We start from the raw sequence: 16126 nt of genomic DNA on the forward strand, positions 1-16126 counted from the left end.
CGACCAACAATAGTCTGGAACGACGATGCACGACATTAAATGGATACGCGAAAACCCCGAAGCCTTTGATGCAGCACTTGCACGGCGCGGCGCAGAGCCTGCCGCAAGCAGCCTGATCGCTCTCGACGAAAAGCGCCGGTCCGTCATCCAGTCCCTGCAGGACATGCAGTCGCGTCGCAATGCCGCTTCCAAGGACATCGGCGCCGCCATGGCGCAGAAGAACATGGAGCTGGCGGAAAAGCTGAAAGCGGAAGTCGCCGACATCAAGGAGAACATGCCGCGCGCCGAGGAGGAGGACCGCCAGGTCACCGCCGAGCTTAACGACGCCCTGTCGCGCCTGCCAAATATACCTTTCGACGATGTTCCTGACGGCAAGGACGAACACGACAATGTGGTGACCCGCGTGGTCGGCCAGAAGCCCGGCTGGAACCATGAAGCAAAGGAGCACTTCGAGATTGGCGAAGCGCTCGGCTACATGGATTTCGAGCGGGCGGCCAAGCTTTCCGGCTCGCGCTTCACCGTGCTGACCAGCCAGCTGGCGCGTCTGGAACGGGCGCTCGGCCAGTTCATGATCGACCTGCACACCTCGGAACATGGCTACACGGAAGTCTCTTCGCCGCTGATGGTGCGCGATGAGGCGATGTTCGGCACCGGCCAATTGCCGAAGTTTTCCGAGGATCTGTTCAAGACTACCGATGGCCGCTGGTTGATCCCGACGGCGGAAGTGACGCTGACCAACCTTGTCTCCGGCGAAATTCTCGAGCAGGAAAAGCTGCCGCTGCGCTTCACGGCACTTACGCCGTCCTTCCGTTCGGAAGCGGGCTCTGCTGGCCGCGACACACGCGGCATGCTGCGCCAGCACCAGTTCTGGAAATGCGAACTCGTCTCCATCACCGACGCGGAAAGTGCTGTTGCCGAGCATGAGCGCATGACGGCCTGCGCCGAAGAAGTGCTGAAGCGTCTTGGCCTGCATTTCCGCACCATGACGCTGTGCACCGGCGATATGGGTTTCAGCGCGCGCAAGACCTACGATCTGGAAGTTTGGTTGCCGGGCCAGAACACCTACCGCGAAATTTCGTCCTGCTCCGTCTGCGGCGATTTCCAGGCGCGGCGCATGAATGCGCGTTATCGCGGCAAGGACGACAAGGCGACGAAGTTCGTGCACACGCTGAACGGCTCCGGCACCGCCGTCGGCCGCTGCCTCATCGCGGTCCTCGAAAATTACCTGAACGACGACGGTTCCGTCACAATTCCAGACGTGCTGCTGCCCTATATGGGCGGTCTGACACGGATTGAGAAGGCGGCCTGAGGGAGAGCAGCGTCGTGCTATTGGAAGGAGAATCTTCCAATTACGCCGACGTCATCCTCGGGCCTGTCCCAGGATCTGCAACCTGTCGATTGATTTAGACGTGATTAGTTCCTCGGGACAGGCCCGAGGATGACGTTGAGAGAACTGCACACCTCACTGCCGGTGGGGAGGATGCTCCGTCCCGGAAGATATGAAAAGCGGAGAGAGAAACATGCGGATTTTGCTGACCAATGACGACGGTATCCATGCCGAAGGGCTGGCGGTGCTGGAACGTATCGCCCGCACGCTGTCCGATGACGTCTGGATCGTGGCGCCCGAGACCGACCAGAGCGGTCTTGCTCACTCCCTGACTCTCTCCGAGCCGCTGCGGCTGCGCAAGGTTTCCGACAAGCATTTCGCGCTGCGCGGTACGCCGACCGATTGCGTCATCATGGGCATCCGCGAAGTTCTGCCGGAAAAGCCCGATCTCGTACTCTCAGGTGTCAATGCCGGCGCCAATATGGCTGACGATGTCACCTATTCCGGCACGATTGCCGGCGCCATTGAAGGTACGCTGCAAGGGGTACGCTCCTTCGCACTCAGCCAGGCTTTCAGCCATTCCGAAGGCCGCGTCGTGCCGTGGGAGGTGACCGAGACCCATGCGCCGGATCTGCTGCGCAAGCTGATGAATGTGGAATTGCCTGATGGCACCTTCCTCAATCTCAATTTCCCCAATTGCGCACCTGATGATGTGCAGGGTGTATCCGTCACCGGGCAGGGCAAGCTCGATTTCGGCCTGACGGTAGAAGAACGCCAGGATGGCCGCGGTCTTCCTTATTACTGGCTGCGCTTTGGCGAACGCCTCGGCACCTTCCTCGAGGGCACGGATATCCACGCTTTGAAGCACGGCAAGATTTCGGTCACGCCGCTAAAGCTTGACCTTACGGATTACACGGTCAAGGATCGGGTTGCGCAAGCACTTGGATTCGGAGTCGCCGATTGAAATCCGCAATGGTTGAAAAGGAAGGTTTTGCCGCTCTCGTTCTCCGCTTGCGGGGCGAGGGGATTTCCGATCTCGACCTTTTGACGGCGGTCGAACAGACGCCGCGCTCCAGATTCGTGCCGCCGCAATTCGCCGCTGATGCCTATTCCAGCCGCACAATCCCGATCGACTGCGGCGCCTTCATGGAAGGCGCTGACATGGCGGTGAAAATCCTGGCCCGCCTGCAATTGAAGCCGGGCCAGCGCGTGCTGGAAATCGGTACCGGCAGCGGTTTCATGACGGCGATCATCGCGCGCCGGGTGGAGCGGGTCTTTTCGCTGGAGCGCTACAAGACGCTGGTGCAGCAGGCGCAGAACTGTCTGGACGATCTTTCCATCCGCAATGTCGTCATCCGCCAGGCGGATGGCAGCAACGGTCTGGTCGGCGAGGGCACCTTCGACCGAATCGTCGCCACCGCCGCCTTTACCACCATGCCCCGCTTTTTCGCCGAGCAGATCGTCTCCGGCGGCATGATGATCGCGCCGATCATTCTGGAAGACGGGCGCTGCGTGATGACGCGCTTCTCCAAGACCGGCAGCCGCTTCGAGAAGGAAGAGCTGTTCGAGACGCCCTATCTGCCGCTTGGCAGCCATATTGCCCGGCATTTGTGACAAAATGAAAATATCGAAGGCAATTAATTTTCGTCTTAGAATATTCTAAATCATCACAACCAACTGATTTTCCATCATAATATTGTTCCGACATGACACATGCCGTTTTCGTCATGGTTATCGAAGTGTCAAAAAAGCGCCGAGCGGCTTAACGTTTTAACGGCGTGGTAACACTAACGCGCTTTAATCATAAACATCGACGCATGGTTTTCCCGGGATCGGGAAATGGGCCTTGCAAGAAGTGAAATTTGTGCCGGATCGACCTCGATGCGGCGGGTTGGCGTCAGTGTAGATCGAGTTATGCGTATGAGACATTCGTCTAAAATCGGAAAATCAGTCGCAAAAATGTTCGCAGCGGCATTGCTGGCAAGCGTCGCAACGGGCTGTAGCTCGGATGCAACGCGGTTCAGCGGCCTCTTTTCCAGTGGACCGGATCGGATGACGACAGCGTCAATTCCAGCCCGCCAAGGCGGCGGTGCTTATGGGCAGGCCCCGGTCCCGCAAGGCGACATGAACGGTGGTTATGCCTCTGCGGCACCCCAGGGCGGCTACGCCAATCAGAACATGGCGGCCAACTCCTATCCGTCTTCCGGCGGTTACGGCGGTGGCGTTCAGCCTTCGACGGCCCGTTCGGCTTCGGCCTCTCCGGTGCAGCGCTCCGAGCTGTCGGCTCCGCCGGCGGTAGCAAGCCGCGACCCGTCGACCCGCAACGAAGCCATGGCCCAGCCTTTCCCGTCCGCACAACGACCAGCCGCTCCGTCTCTCGCAGCACCTGCACAGCAGGCTGCCGCTCCCGTCGCCGACAATCTCACCACCGCAACCGTCCGTTCCGACAAGAACGGCTGGCATACGGATGGCGCCTCTTCGGTAACGCTGCGTCCGGGTGAAAGCATCGCGACGATCTCCAACCGCTACGGCGTTCCCGAAAAGGAACTGCTGCGGGTCAACGGTCTGAAGACCGCGGCGTCCGCGCAGGCTGGCCAGTCGATCCTTATTCCGAAATTCGGTCAGGTCCGCAATGCCGCCAAGGCTGCGGCTGGTGACATTGCGCTCAACCGCAACGGCGACGAGCCGAACCCGCTGCGTGGTCCAGACCAGAAGGTCGCCGTGCTGCCCTCGCAGAGTGTTGCCCGCGACAAGGTTTCGGCTGAAAACGGCAAGCTCACACCTCCCGGTGGCAAGCCTATGCCGCCAGCCGGTGGTTACAAGGTTCAGCCGGGCGACAGCCTGGCGAAGATCGCTCGTGAAAACGGCGTTTCGGTTGCAGCCCTCAAGGCCGCGAACGGCATTTCCACCGAAAGCATCCGTGTCGGCCAGACACTCGCCATGCCGGGTGCTTCGACCGACGCCATCAAGACAGCCTCCGTACCCGCAAAGGAAGCGGCCAAGGCAGTGGAAACTGCATCCGCCAAGCCGGAACCCTACAAGGCTCCTGCCGCAGCTGCGACCGTACCTTCCGCTCCTGCCGCAACGGCAAGCGTCGGCGATATCGAGAAGAAGTCCGATATGGCCTCGCTCGCTCCGGAATCCACGGGAATCGGCAAATATCGCTGGCCGGTTCGTGGCGCCGTCATCAACAATTTCGGCGACAACGTCGAAGGCAGCCGCAACGATGGCATCAACATCTCCGTTCCGGAAGGCACGCCAATCAAGGCCGCCGAAAACGGTGTGGTCATCTATGCGGGCAATGGCCTTAAGCAGCTCGGCAATACGGTTCTCGTCCGCCATGACGACGGCAAGGTCACCGTTTACGGCAACGCCGCCAATCTCGACGTGCAGCGCGGCCAGAAGGTTCAGCGCGGCCAGACCATCGCCACGTCAGGCATGACTGGCAGCGCCAAACGTCCTCAGGTTCACTTTGAAGTTCGCAAGGATGCGACGCCGGTGAACCCCTCCGGTTTCCTTGAATAGGTATTGCGTCTCAAGGAATGATGAAGCCGGGCCGAACGCCCGGCTTTTTCATTTTTGGGGTAGGCCAAACGTCCTCACACATTCGACGTCATCCTCGGGCTTGAACCGAGGATCCATGGTGCGGTCGGTTTGCGGGCCCTCGGGTCAAGCCCGAGGATGACGGAGGAGAGGAGGTTGCCGAAGCGGCAGTTACGCCCTCACCAGCCCAACCGTCTTTTCGATGAAGTCCGCAATCGTGGCGGTATCATCGAGGTCGAAGACGGGAAGAGTGGTGTCGGTCACCGCGTGATCGGCGGCAATTGCGATGATGTGCGGATCGCTTCCGGCAAGCGGTTCGGTCTTGGCAGCTTCCAGCCGTCGCGCCTCGATCTTCGGCACCGGCTCGTATTTGTAACCCTCGATCAGTACGAGATCGCAAGGGGCGAGGCGGGAGAGGATTTCCTCGAAAGACGGTTCGGCTTCGCCGCGCAATTCATGCATGATGGCAAAGCGGGTGCCGGAGACGATGGTGACCTCGTGCGCGCCCGCCTGACGGTGACGCCAGCTATCGGCGCCAACCTTGTCGATATCGAAATCATGATGGGCATGCTTGATGGTTGAGACCCGATAGCCGCGCGCCGTCAGCTCGGTGACGATGCGGACCGCAAGGCCGGTCTTGCCCGAGTTTTTCCAGCCGGCAATACCGAAGACCTTTTGGCTCATCATGGTTCCATGCTCTCCAGATAGCTTCGAGCGAGCGCCAGTTCATCCGGCGTGTTGATGTTGAAGAACGGATCGAGGCTGCCTTTGGCCGTTTCCAGCGGCGGGAAGGCGATACCGATCGTGACGTGTCGTGCAAGATAGGCGCGGATGCGCCGGTTTGCATCGTTCTTCAGCCATTCCTCCAGATCGTCCGCGAGCGCCACGGGCCATAGCGCGAAAACCGGGTGCAACTGGCCGCTGGAGGCGGCGATGACGATTGCGTCTTCGGCCATGTGTTCGCAGAGGCGGTCGACGAGATCTTCGGGAAAGAACGGGCTGTCGGCGGGCACTGTCAGGAAGTGGCTTTTCCAGGCGCGATGGTTCTGGAAATGCCGCATGCCGGCGAGAACTCCGGCTAGCGGCCCGGCATGGCCGTTCACGGTGTCAGGCAGCAACGGCAGGCCAAAGCTTTCGGCCCAGCCATTCGCGGCATTGATGGTGACGTCTGACACCTGTGGCGCGATGCGGCGCACGACATGGGAAAGCAGCGGTTCGTCGCCCAGCATCACGGTCGCCTTGTTGGTGCCCATCCGTCGCGACAGGCCACCGGCAAGCACAAGACCGGGTATTTCAAATCGCGCCGTCATTGCCGCTTTTCCTGCAGCCTTACGATATAGGTAGTGAGGAGGGCGACAAGGCCGGTCGCCAGCATCACGAGAAGAAGCGGCCAGGTTCCGTCCTCTTTGGACAGAACCGAGGAGGCAAGCACGGAAAGTGCCGCGCCGCCGCCGATGGTCATGGCGCCGCCGAGACCGGAGGCGGAGCCTGCCAGATGCGGCTGGACGCTGACCATGCCTGCATTGGCACTTGGCAGGGTCACACCGTTTCCGACACCAATGAGCGCAAGCGGCACGAAAAACGCGTAGGGGCTTTCCGCCCCAGTGGAGATCAGCGCTATGGCTGCGACAATGCCGGCGATGGCGACGACATTGCCCGACAGCATCATGCGGGTGATGCCGATCTGGCTCGCATAACGGCCGGAGACGAAGTTGCCGAGCATGTAGCCGCTGGCCATGAAGAAGAATTGCAGGCCGAGCATGGCCGGGGCAAGGCCATAAAGCACGCTGCCGACGAAGGGTGCGCCCCCTAGAAACGAAAAGAACATGCCCGACGAGAAGGTCGAGGTCAGCGCATATCCCCAGAAGAGCGGCGAGCGCAGAAGTTCTGGCCAGGCGTGGAACTGCTGCGAGAAGCTTGCCGATCTGTTGTGATTGGTTTCGCCGAGATCAAACCAGGCGAGCACCAGAATGCCGACCCCGAGCAGGGCAAGAAGCGCAAAGCTGGATTGCCAGCCGGAGATATCGTTGAGCAGACCGCCGACCGTTGGGCCGACCATCGGCACCACCGACATGCCCATGGTCACATAGCCGATCATCGAAGCGGCCTGTTCCATAGGGACCATGTCGCGCACGATGGCGCGCGCCAGCACGAAGCCGGAAACGACGGCCGCCTGCGCCACACGCCCGAACATGAAGACGGTGATATCTGGCGCCAGCAAGCAGACGAGCGTGGCGACGATCATCATCGCGATGCTGGCAAGCATGACGGGCCGGCGTCCGAAAAGATCGGATAGCGGGCCGATGAGGAGTTGCAGGCACGCGGTGGCGGCAAGATAGCCGGACACGGCAAATTGCATCACGGCGTAATCGGTCTCGAAATGGAGCGCCATCGCTGCAAGCGAGGGCAGGAACAGGTTCATGCAAAGCGCCGCGACGCCGGCGATAACGACGAGCGTGATGATGTGGGGCGGGGTGGTGCGATCCAGAAAGCGGGCGTTTTTCATGTCATTCTCCCGCTTTTTCCGTAAAGGCAGCTTTCGTTACGGAAGCTGGCCGCACGGTGGTCGCGGCAGTGGGCGTGGCGGCGGAGCGCTTGGCCATCTGCGAGCGCTTGCGCAGGCTTTCACGGTAGAAGGTGTAGAGGCCCGAGCCGATGACGATCATGGCGCCGACGATCGTGAAACTGTCGATCTTTTCGTTGAAGAAGAACACGCCGATCATGAAACCCCAGAGCAGGCTGGTGTAACGGAACGGCGCGACGAAGGAGATTTCACCGGTTCGCATTGCCAGAATGATTGCCTGGTAACCGACCAGCACCAGAACGGCAGAACCGGCCAGATGCGACAGGATCATGAAGTTCATGGGCTGCCAGCCGCCGAAGGGCTGGATCAGCAGGCCACCCACCGCCATGTTGACGGAGGCGGTAACGAAGGTGACGGCAAGCGAGGGGACATCCGCATACATCTTGCGGGTCAAAAGATCACGCGCAGCGGTGACCGCAAGCGAGGCGACGACCAGCAGCGCGCCTGAGGTGAAGCCTTCCGGGCCGGGCCGGATGATGACGAGCACGCCAATGAAGCCGACGATGATCGCCGCCCAGCGCCGCCAGCCGACGGGCTCGCGCAGGAACAGTGCCGCACCCAGCGTGACGATCAGCGGCAGGGACTGCAATATGGCCGAGGCGTTGGAAAATTCTATGAGTCCGAGCGCCGTCAGATAGAGAACGGCGGCTGTCACTTCGCAGAGACAGCGCAGGATGATGATGGGGCGCATCAGGGTTTTCAGCGGCCGGAGCGCGCCGAAGTGCCGGGCGGCAATATAGATCAGCACCACCGTCATGATGCCGCGCACGAACATGATCTGGCCGGTATTGATGTAGGGGGTGACGGATTTCGTCAGGGCGTCGTTGGCCGTAAAGCTTGCCATGGCGAGCGCCATCAGAAGGGCGCCGCGCGTATTGTCCGTCAATGCCATTTCATACTGTCCCAGACCATGCGCAGCCTAACCCCAAATTCCTCTAAGGGGTCGCCCGCCGGGCGGGACCGCGCATTCCTCCATGCCAAGAGACCTGACACGGCCAAGCCGGCATTTCAACCGCTTAAATGGGTGGGTGGACGAGAAACAGGTTCAGCCGCCGGTCACACTCATATGGCGGGCGACAGCGGGGCGCTTGTGGGTGCGGTCAATGATGAAATCATGCCCTTTCGGCTTACGCAGAATGGCCTCGTCTATGGCGCCCGAGAGATAGGCGTCGCTGTCGGAAGCGCGCAGCGCCGTGCGAAGGTCGGCGGCATCGTCCTGCCCGAGACACATATAGAGCGTACCGGTGCAGGTGAGGCGGACGCGGTTGCAGCTTTCGCAGAAATTATGGGTCATGGGTGTGATGAAACCGAGCCTGCCACCGGTTTCCTTCACCGTCACGTAGCGGGCAGGGCCGCCGGTCTGGTAGTCGTTGTCAACAAGTGTGAAGCTTTGTTCCAGATCGGCGCGCAGCCTGGAAAGCGGCAGGTAGCGATCGGTGCGATCTTCCTCGATCTCGCCCATCGGCATGGTCTCGATGACAGTCAGGTCCATACCGCGACCATGGGCGAAACGCATCAGCTCGGGAATTTCAGTCTCGTTGAAGTCCTTCAGCGCGACGGCATTGAGCTTGATCTTGATGCCGGCGGCCTGCGCGGCATCCAGCCCTTCCATCACACGGTCGATATCGCCCCAGCGGGTGATCTCGCGGAATTTCTGCGGGTCCAGCGTATCGAGCGAGACGTTGATACGCCGCACGCCGCAATCGGCGAGTTCGGCGGCGAATTTCGCAAGCTGCGAACCGTTGGTGGTCAGCGTCAGCTCATCCAGCGCGCCGGTGCCAATATGGCGGCCGAGGTTCCTCACCAGCATCATGATGTTCTTGCGCACCAGCGGCTCGCCGCCGGTCAGCCTCAGCTTGCGCACGCCCCGTTGAATGAAGACGGAACAGAGCCGGTCGAGTTCCTCCAGCGTCAGAAGGTCCTTCTTCGGCAGGAAGGTCATGTGTTCGGACATGCAGTAGGTACAGCGGAAATCGCAGCGGTCTGTCACGGAAACGCGCAGATAGGTTATGGACCGGCCGAAAGGGTCCACCATCGGTGCATTGTTTTCCGTCAGGGACTGCGCTCTTTCGAGCGATCCGGGGAAACTGTTCACGTCTCCGTCCTCACTGCGCGATGCGCCGGGCACAAGATTGCCGGGCATGTGCTTTACAGGTGATGTAGTGACTTGCCTATCGCGAGGCAAGTCCGTAATTCTGACGCATAAGACGAGCTTGCGGAAGTGAAAAATGAGTGATGCCTGGCCGACTGAACTGCTTGTGTCGAAAGACCGGCGGCAACTGACCGTTTCCTTCGATGATGGAAGCGTCTATCGCCTTGGTGCCGAGATGCTGCGCGTGCTTTCACCCTCCGCGGAAGTGCAGGGCCACGGGCCGGGCCAGAAGGTCACTGTTCCCGGCAAGCGCAACGTGACGATCCGCTCCATGATGGCGACGGGCAATTATGCCGTGCGCATCGTCTTCGACGACGGCCATGACAGCGGCATCTTTACCTGGAGATATCTGAAGGAACTGGGAGAGACCGGCGACGCATCGTTTGCCGATTATGAGCGACAGCTCGCCGAAAAGGGCTTGAGCAGGGAACCGCTATCCCGGTAGGCGGGCGCAAGGCCTGCGGATACTCCCCACCCTCATTCCTGTGACAAGCACAGAAATGAGGGGAGGAGAGCAGCGGCATCTGAAGCCCGCATGCCTTATGGACAAATAACCCGTTGAATCTGCGTATCGTCCTTCTGTAAAATCATTTTCGATTTTCATACTGATGCGCTAGGAAGTGAGGGAGGGAACACCCTCGTTCTATCAATTTAAACGGGGTGATGTGTGGCGGTCGAAGCGAACGGAAATGATCTGGCCCAGGTGGTCGTGCTTTTGGCGGCGGGCGTGGTGGCCGCGCCGATTTTCAAGCGCATAGGCCTCGGTTCGGTGCTGGGTTATCTGGCCGCCGGCCTGGTGATCGGGCCATATGGCTTCGGTTTCTTCTCCGATTCGCAGGCGATCCTTCATATCGCCGAACTCGGCGTGGTGATGTTCCTGTTCATCATCGGCCTTGAAATGCAGCCGTCACGGCTGTGGTCCATGCGGCAGGATATTTTCGGGCTTGGCGCGCTGCAGGTGCTGGTCTGTATGGCGGGTCTGACGATGGTTGGCGTCAGTCTCGGCTTTCCGCTCATCATGTCATTTGTCGCCGGTACCGGCTTCGTGCTGACTTCCACGGCAATCGTCATGCAGATGCTGCAGGAACGCAACAGCATGTCCAGCCTCAAGGGCCAGCGCATCATCGCCATCCTGCTGTTTGAGGATCTCGCCATCGTGCCGCTTCTGGCGCTCGTTGCCTTCCTCGGTGCTGGTGGCGAGCACGTCACACCCTCGGAGCGCTGGATTTCCGTCGGCATCGCGCTCGCCGCCGTCGGCGCGCTCATTCTGGCCGGGCGTTATCTTCTCAACCCGTTCTTCCGCCTGCTGGCGGCGTCCGGTGCGCGCGAGGTAATGACGGCCGCGGCCCTGCTGGTGGTGCTCGGTTCGGCGCTGTTGATGCAGGTCAGCGGTCTTTCCATGGCGATGGGCGCGTTTCTGGCTGGTGTGCTGCTGTCCGAATCGTCGTTCCGCCATCAGCTGGAAGCGGATATCGAGCCGTTTCGCGGCATTCTGCTCGGCCTATTCTTTCTTGGCGTCGGCATGGCGATCGATCTTGCCGTCATCGCATCGAACTGGCAGCTCGTGGTCGTCAGCGTCGCAGGTTACATGCTGCTCAAGGCATTGCTGATCTACGGCGTGGCGCGGGCGCTCGGCACCACCAGGCGCGAAAGCCTGGAGCGGGCTGTTTTGATGGCTCAGGGTGGTGAATTCGCCTTCGTGCTCTATTCTGCCGCTGTCAGCGCCGGCATCCTCGACCGCGAAGCCAACGCCATCCTGACGGCGACCATCATCATCTCGATGGTGCTGACGCCGCTGATGGTCATTCTGCACGACCGGCTGGTGCCGGCGGCCGTTCCCAAGACCGATGATCTCGACGTGCCGGAAAATGTCGAGGGCAGCATTCTGCTGATCGGTTTCGGGCGTTTCGGCCAGATTGTCAGCCAGCCGCTTCTCGCGCGTGGCTACACGCTGTCGCTGATCGACAAGGATGCCGACTTTGTGCGCGATGCTGCGGAATTCGGTTTCAAGGTCTATTATGGCGATGGCTCACGCGCGGAAATCCTGCATGCCGCCGGGGCAAGCACCGCGCGTGCGGTGCTGATCTGCGTCGACGACAAGGAAGCCGCTGTGCGGATCGCGGAGATCGTCAAGCACGAGTTTCCGCTGGTTCCCGTTCTTGCCCGTGCCTATGACCGTGGCCACGCAATCGATCTTGTGAAGGCCGGCGTGGATTACCAGATCCGCGAGACGCTGGAATCGGCGATGAATTTCAGCGAGGAAGTGCTTGGCGCCATGGGCGAGGAGCGGGAAGATGCTGCCCGCTTGGTGGAGGAATTCCGCGACCGCGACGAGGAACGTTTCGCGATGGAAGTCGTCGGCGGCATTTATGCGGGCCGGTCGCTGATCCGCGGCAATGCCCAGCCGGCGGACCTCGTTGCTGCACGCACCGCGCGCGAACGGGCGGAGCGGGAAAAAGCGGAAGCGGCAGAGGAATAACGCGCCCTGATTTATGGGGGGGCAGATTGATTGCAGGAGTTGGAGCGGACAATGACGGTCATTCGCACGGTTGAGGAATTGAAGGCCATTTACGATGGCACAAGCGAGGCATCTATCGCGAAGGTGACAGCCACGCTGACCGCCGAATACCGGCAGATGATCGAGGCTTCGCCATTTCTGGCGCTGGCGACTGTCGGGCCGGAAGGCATGGACTGTTCGCCGCGCGGCGACAAGGGCGGTGTGGTAAGGGTGGCCGACGACAGGACGGTGCTTTTGCCCGACTGGCGCGGCAACAACCGCGTCGATTCGCTTTTGAACATCGTCCGCGATCCACGCGTGGCGCTGATGTTCCTGATCCCGGGCTCGAATACAACGATGCGCATCAACGGCCGCGCTGTCGTTTCGGTCGCACCCGATCTGCTGCAAAGCTTCGAAATGGACGGAAAACACCCGCGCACCGTCATTGTGGTCGAAATCGACGAGGTCTATTTCCAGTGCGCGAGGGCCTTGATGCGTTCGGAACTGTGGAACCCCGACAACTTCGTGGAACCCGCGTCACTGCCCACACCCGGCAGCCTGCTCAAAGCCGCCAAGGCGGAGTTCGATCAGGAGACTTATGACCGCGAATGGGCGGTTCGGGCGGCGAAGACCATGTGGTGACATGTGTTTTGCCGCAGCAACAGGTGCGCACGTAACAGCGCGTGGGGGCGGAGGGAGCACTGCATTTAATATGCTCCCTAACCGGCGCTATCCTTCTCACGTCCGATAAATCAGCCAGTTCTTGCCGATATAGTTCTTCTGCATGCCGTCCTCGTAAATGACGGAACGGTTCCTGCCGGTTTCCTTGGCGTGGTAAAGTGCCATATCGGCATGTCCGTAAAGTTCGCCCGGATTGTTTGCCTGCGAGGCGGAGGCGAAGCCGATCGAGATCGTCACCGTACCGTAGTCGGCGCCCGATCGTGAATTGCGGAACGGTGTGCTTTCCAGCGACAGGCGGATGCGCTCACAGATCACCATGACTTCTTCCGGCGTGTTGCCATCAAGAATGATGGCGAATTCCTCGCCGCCGCTTCTGGCGACGAAGCCGTCCTTGCGGACATTGGCGCGGATGACGGAGGCGACGGTGGCCAGTATCTTGTCGCCGACCGGGTGGCCGAACGTATCGTTGATCCGCTTGAAATGGTCGATGTCGAGCAGGATGAGCGTCGTATATTGCAGGCCGATGGAGCTGTTGTAGACGGAGGCCAGCCTGTCATCGAAAGCGCGACGGTTGGAAAGGCGCGTCAGCGAATCGGTATTGGCGATGCGCTTATATTCATCCAGCTCCAGACGCACCTGTTGCATTTCCTCGGCATGGCGGTTGACGTCGTTGAACGCCTTTTCGCCATCGATGATTTTCGAGCCGGTGGCCTCGGCCAGCAGCGCAACCGCATTTTTCAGGATATTGGTGCTCGATACGGTCTTGTCGTCAATGCGCTGACGGGTCTCGCCGAGAATTCTGTTGTAGTTCTCGATGGAGGACTGTTCGCGCCTCAGCGTTCCGAGAAGCGCCTCCAGTTCACGCCGCAGCTTCTCGTGCGCGTCGTCGATCGAGGCGATGGGATTGCCTTCCCCGTACCGCGTGGACAGTTCGTCCAGATCCTCCTGCGTCACCCGGTTTCCCAGTGCCGCCAGATCCCTCGTCAGCGCCGGGTTCGAGCCGATATAGGCTTCGTAAAAAAGGCTATAGTTGCGCGGGATCGGCGACACACCCATGCTCCGCATGGCGTAGGCAATCTGCCCGGCGATGTCGGGCCCCGTGGATTTGGGCGTGGATGCCGTGTTCATCAAGAAACTCCAGTGAGTCTGCTTATCGACTATGATTATTATTATGTAGGCCGTTTTGAAAAGCTTAATTTATGGGAAACTAATTTTTGTTCCCTGAAATTTGATCTTCGGCAATTTTTATCTTATTTAGCTGATAATTATAAGTAATTCTCATTTCGAGGAAGTTCCGGAGTTTTTTGATTTCTACTGCTTGTCTTGGTGCCAGCTTCGTATTTATTCTGTCAATCCCGATAGTGATTTTAGGGTGATTTATTTCGGCACAACAACGTAGGGTGATAATCGGGAGATGGTTGAGGCACGGAGTTTTTCATCTGGCGAGACGCCGCTTATAAGTAACGAACTTCTTCGCGCATGTCCGGATACAGCAACGTTACAGTTTTTATTACGTCGTCTCAACAGGAGTGGCTGCAGCCCGTCTCATTTCTGTGACTACTTGCGGTGGAAATTGCGCAAGATTTTGAAACAATGCGTTGTTTTGTGCGCCGCCGGAATATGTCCCGTCAGGCTCTAAGCCGTATCACCGAGCATTCCGCACCTGCGTCAACTGCCGGCGCATTTGGCGGGCGCACGATCAGGCCGTCTGAATGTGCCAGTATGTTCATCATGGATGAATCCTGTTTGGCATAGGCTTGCGCCACCAGAGCGCCGTTGTCATCGGCGCTGAAACGGGAGCGAAGATAATCCTGCCGGTGATCGTTCGCCTTCAGCGGTGTGGCGGTTCGGGCTGTGGTGACGCGTTGCGGCGGAATGCGGCGGGCGATTCTGTGGAGCAGTGGCTCGAGGAACAGCAGGCCGCAGACGAGGCTCGCGACTGGATTTCCTGGCAGGCCCAGAACCTGCATGGCATCGATGGTGCCCACCATCAGCGGTTTTCCAGGACGCATGGCAATGCGCCAGAAATCGAGCTGCATGCCTTCGGCCTTAAGCGCCGCCTGAACGAGATCATGGTCGCCGACAGAGGCGCCGCCGAGCGTCACGAGCACATCGGCCTTTGCCGCGACAGCCTTGCCGATGGCGGCGCGGATCAGCGTGTCGTTGTCGGGTATAATGCCGAGATCGAGAACCTCGGCACCGGCTGCCCGCGCAAGTGCGGCGACACCGAAGGTGTTCGAGGCGATGATCTGGGCGGGAAGGGGCGTGCTTCCTGGCGGCAGCAATTCGTCGCCGGTGGCAAGGATGGCGACCAGTGGCTTGCGATAGACTGCAAGCGTTGCGTGATTCATCGCCGCCGCAACGGTGAGATCGGTGAAGCCGAGTTCGCGCCCGGACTTCAAAACCGTGTCGCCCTCGGCAAAATCCTGTCCGCGCGGGCGAATGTGGCGCCCGGCCGTTATGTCGAAAGCGGTGCGGATTTTGCCCTCGCCGAGAAGCTCGGCATCTTCCTGAATGAGTATGGCATCCGCACCCGCTGGCACCGGTGCGCCGGTAAAGATACGCACGGCCTCGCCTTTACCCACCGTGCCCGCGAAAGCGTGGCCTGCGGCAGCCTGGCCTATGACGGTGAGGACTGACCCGATTTGTGGCGCATCGGCACTGCGCAGCGCATAGCCGTCCATGGCCGAGGCATCGAAAGGCGGCTGGGTCAGACGCGCCGCAAGGTCAGCCGCAAGGACGCGGCCATCGCATTCGGCGAGCGGAAGGGTTTCGCTGTCAACCACAGGAACCGCCGCATCCAGAAGGCGCGTTACGGCCTCATCCACGGGCAGCAGTGGTTTCATTCAGGTCTCCTGTCGCCGGAAATCGCCCGACTTGCCGCCGCTCTTTTCGAGAAGGCGGATATTGACGATCTCCATCGCCTTGTCGGCGGCTTTGGCCATGTCGTAAATGGTCAGGCAGGCGATGGACACGGCGGTCAGCGCCTCCATCTCCACGCCGGTCTTGCCGGAGAGCTTCACCATGGCCTCCACCCGCAGGCCGGGCAGGGCAGCGTTTTCTGTAATGTCCACCGCAACCTTGGTCAGCATCAGCGGGTGGCAGAGCGGAATGAGGTTTGCCGTCTGCTTGGCTGCCATGATGCCCGCGAGCCGGGCTGTGCCGATGACGTCACCCTTCTTGGCGTCGCCATCGCGGATGAGCGCCAGCGTTTCCGGCTTCATCTTCACGAAGCCTTCGGCAACGGCGACACGGACGGTCTCGGCTTTGTCGCCGACGTCGACCATATGGGCCTCGCCGCTCGCATCGATATGGGTGAGCTTTGTCGCCTCGCTCATCGGC

Annotated in this window: 15 protein-coding genes; 7 read left to right on the forward strand and 8 right to left on the reverse strand. The window is 60.3% G+C overall.

Features of this window, described 5'->3' with window-relative positions:
- Nucleotides 1–25 precede the first annotated feature (25 nt).
- The 4 genes from serS to FB593_RS01280 all read left to right on the forward strand — a co-directional run bounded on the left by serS (nt 26) and on the right by FB593_RS01280 (nt 4852).
- On the forward strand, nt 26–1309 hold the full coding sequence (gene serS / locus FB593_RS01265; RefSeq protein WP_025593635.1) for a serine--tRNA ligase: 1284 nt from the start codon (nt 26–28) through the stop codon (nt 1307–1309).
- 211 nt (nt 1310–1520) lie between these two features.
- Complete coding sequence (gene surE / locus FB593_RS01270; protein WP_013636276.1) at nt 1521–2291, forward strand: 5'/3'-nucleotidase SurE; 771 nt, start codon at nt 1521–1523, stop codon at nt 2289–2291.
- A gap of 8 nt (nt 2292–2299) precedes the next feature.
- Entirely contained in the window at nt 2300–2941 is a 642-nt protein-coding gene (locus FB593_RS01275; protein WP_029658770.1) for a protein-L-isoaspartate(D-aspartate) O-methyltransferase, read from the forward strand.
- A gap of 345 nt (nt 2942–3286) precedes the next feature.
- Nucleotides 3287–4852 carry a LysM peptidoglycan-binding domain-containing M23 family metallopeptidase gene (locus FB593_RS01280; RefSeq protein WP_019566161.1) on the forward strand — a complete coding sequence of 522 codons (1566 nt, stop codon included), beginning with the start codon at nt 3287–3289 and terminating at the stop codon, nt 4850–4852.
- Nucleotides 4853–5041: 189 nt separating this feature from the next.
- On the opposite strand, the gene mobB is transcribed toward FB593_RS01280, so the two are convergent.
- The 5 genes from mobB to moaA all read right to left on the reverse strand — a co-directional run bounded on the left by mobB (nt 5042) and on the right by moaA (nt 9597).
- Nucleotides 5042–5557: a molybdopterin-guanine dinucleotide biosynthesis protein B gene (mobB, locus tag FB593_RS01285; protein WP_019566162.1), complete on the reverse strand. Its 516-nt coding sequence runs from the start codon at nt 5555–5557 to the stop codon at nt 5042–5044.
- Nucleotides 5554–6180 (reverse strand): molybdenum cofactor guanylyltransferase MobA, encoded by a 627-nt coding sequence (gene mobA, locus FB593_RS01290; protein WP_145166269.1) that lies wholly within the window; start codon nt 6178–6180, stop codon nt 5554–5556. Before mobA ends, mobB begins: the two co-directional genes overlap by 4 nt.
- On the reverse strand, nt 6177–7376 hold the full coding sequence (locus FB593_RS01295; protein ID WP_145166270.1) for a multidrug effflux MFS transporter: 1200 nt from the start codon (nt 7374–7376) through the stop codon (nt 6177–6179). Before FB593_RS01295 ends, mobA begins: the two co-directional genes overlap by 4 nt.
- A 1-nt stretch (nt 7377) precedes the next feature.
- Nucleotides 7378–8346, reverse strand: a complete 969-nt coding sequence (locus tag FB593_RS01300) for a DMT family transporter (protein WP_111782470.1) — start codon at nt 8344–8346, stop codon at nt 7378–7380.
- A 153-nt stretch (nt 8347–8499) separates the two neighbouring features.
- Nucleotides 8500–9597 (reverse strand): GTP 3',8-cyclase MoaA, encoded by a 1098-nt coding sequence (moaA, locus tag FB593_RS01305; protein WP_162633747.1) that lies wholly within the window; start codon nt 9595–9597, stop codon nt 8500–8502.
- Between the two features lie 85 nt (nt 9598–9682).
- Here moaA and FB593_RS01310 point away from each other — a divergent pair, with 85 nt between their 5' ends.
- The 3 genes from FB593_RS01310 (at nt 9683) to FB593_RS01320 (ending at nt 12745) form a co-directional block, all read left to right on the forward strand.
- Complete coding sequence (locus tag FB593_RS01310) at nt 9683–10051, forward strand: gamma-butyrobetaine hydroxylase-like domain-containing protein (protein WP_003515573.1); 369 nt, start codon at nt 9683–9685, stop codon at nt 10049–10051.
- Nucleotides 10052–10273: 222 nt separating this feature from the next.
- A complete protein-coding gene (locus FB593_RS01315; RefSeq protein WP_145166271.1) occupies nt 10274–12085 on the forward strand; it encodes a monovalent cation:proton antiporter-2 (CPA2) family protein in 1812 nt (603 codons plus the stop codon).
- Nucleotides 12086–12136: 51 nt separating this feature from the next.
- The gene (locus tag FB593_RS01320; RefSeq protein WP_003515570.1) at nt 12137–12745 is read left to right on the forward strand and encodes a pyridoxamine 5'-phosphate oxidase family protein; all 609 of its coding nucleotides are present in this window, start codon (nt 12137–12139) and stop codon (nt 12743–12745) included.
- A 96-nt stretch (nt 12746–12841) separates the two neighbouring features.
- Here FB593_RS01320 and FB593_RS01325 read toward each other — a convergent pair whose 3' ends face one another.
- From FB593_RS01325 to moaC, 3 genes are all read right to left on the reverse strand, one after another.
- Nucleotides 12842–13912 carry a GGDEF domain-containing protein gene (locus FB593_RS01325; RefSeq protein ID WP_065660877.1) on the reverse strand — a complete coding sequence of 357 codons (1071 nt, stop codon included), beginning with the start codon at nt 13910–13912 and terminating at the stop codon, nt 12842–12844.
- Nucleotides 13913–14412: 500 nt separating this feature from the next.
- Nucleotides 14413–15630: a gephyrin-like molybdotransferase Glp gene (gene glp, locus FB593_RS01330; protein ID WP_145166272.1), complete on the reverse strand. Its 1218-nt coding sequence runs from the start codon at nt 15628–15630 to the stop codon at nt 14413–14415.
- Entirely contained in the window at nt 15631–16122 is a 492-nt protein-coding gene (gene moaC, locus FB593_RS01335) for a cyclic pyranopterin monophosphate synthase MoaC (protein WP_145166273.1), read from the reverse strand.
- Nucleotides 16123–16126 lie beyond the last annotated feature (4 nt).

The organism is Rhizobium sp. SJZ105 (assembly GCF_007828365.1).
GTDB lineage: Bacteria > Pseudomonadota > Alphaproteobacteria > Rhizobiales > Rhizobiaceae > Agrobacterium > Agrobacterium tumefaciens.

Bases quoted from the DNA above. Each gene is read 5' to 3' on its own strand.
- serS (WP_025593635.1), top strand. From the start codon at position 26: ATGCACGACATTAAATGGATACGCGAAAACCCCGAAGCCTTTGATGCA.
- surE (WP_013636276.1), top strand. From the start codon at position 1,521: ATGCGGATTTTGCTGACCAATGACGACGGTATCCATGCCGAAGGGCTG.
- FB593_RS01275 (WP_029658770.1), top strand. From the start codon at position 2,300: ATGGTTGAAAAGGAAGGTTTTGCCGCTCTCGTTCTCCGCTTGCGGGGC.
- FB593_RS01280 (WP_019566161.1), top strand. From the start codon at position 3,287: ATGTTCGCAGCGGCATTGCTGGCAAGCGTCGCAACGGGCTGTAGCTCG.
- mobB (WP_019566162.1), bottom strand. From the start codon at position 5,557: ATGATGAGCCAAAAGGTCTTCGGTATTGCCGGCTGGAAAAACTCGGGC.
- mobA (WP_145166269.1), bottom strand. From the start codon at position 6,180: ATGACGGCGCGATTTGAAATACCCGGTCTTGTGCTTGCCGGTGGCCTG.
- FB593_RS01295 (WP_145166270.1), bottom strand. From the start codon at position 7,376: ATGAAAAACGCCCGCTTTCTGGATCGCACCACCCCGCCCCACATCATC.
- FB593_RS01300 (WP_111782470.1), bottom strand. From the start codon at position 8,346: ATGGCATTGACGGACAATACGCGCGGCGCCCTTCTGATGGCGCTCGCC.
- moaA (WP_162633747.1), bottom strand. From the start codon at position 9,597: ATGCCCGGCAATCTTGTGCCCGGCGCATCGCGCAGTGAGGACGGAGAC.
- FB593_RS01310 (WP_003515573.1), top strand. From the start codon at position 9,683: ATGAGTGATGCCTGGCCGACTGAACTGCTTGTGTCGAAAGACCGGCGG.
- FB593_RS01320 (WP_003515570.1), top strand. From the start codon at position 12,137: ATGACGGTCATTCGCACGGTTGAGGAATTGAAGGCCATTTACGATGGC.
- FB593_RS01325 (WP_065660877.1), bottom strand. From the start codon at position 13,912: ATGAACACGGCATCCACGCCCAAATCCACGGGGCCCGACATCGCCGGG.
- glp (WP_145166272.1), bottom strand. From the start codon at position 15,630: ATGAAACCACTGCTGCCCGTGGATGAGGCCGTAACGCGCCTTCTGGAT.
- moaC (WP_145166273.1), bottom strand. From the start codon at position 16,122: ATGAGCGAGGCGACAAAGCTCACCCATATCGATGCGAGCGGCGAGGCC.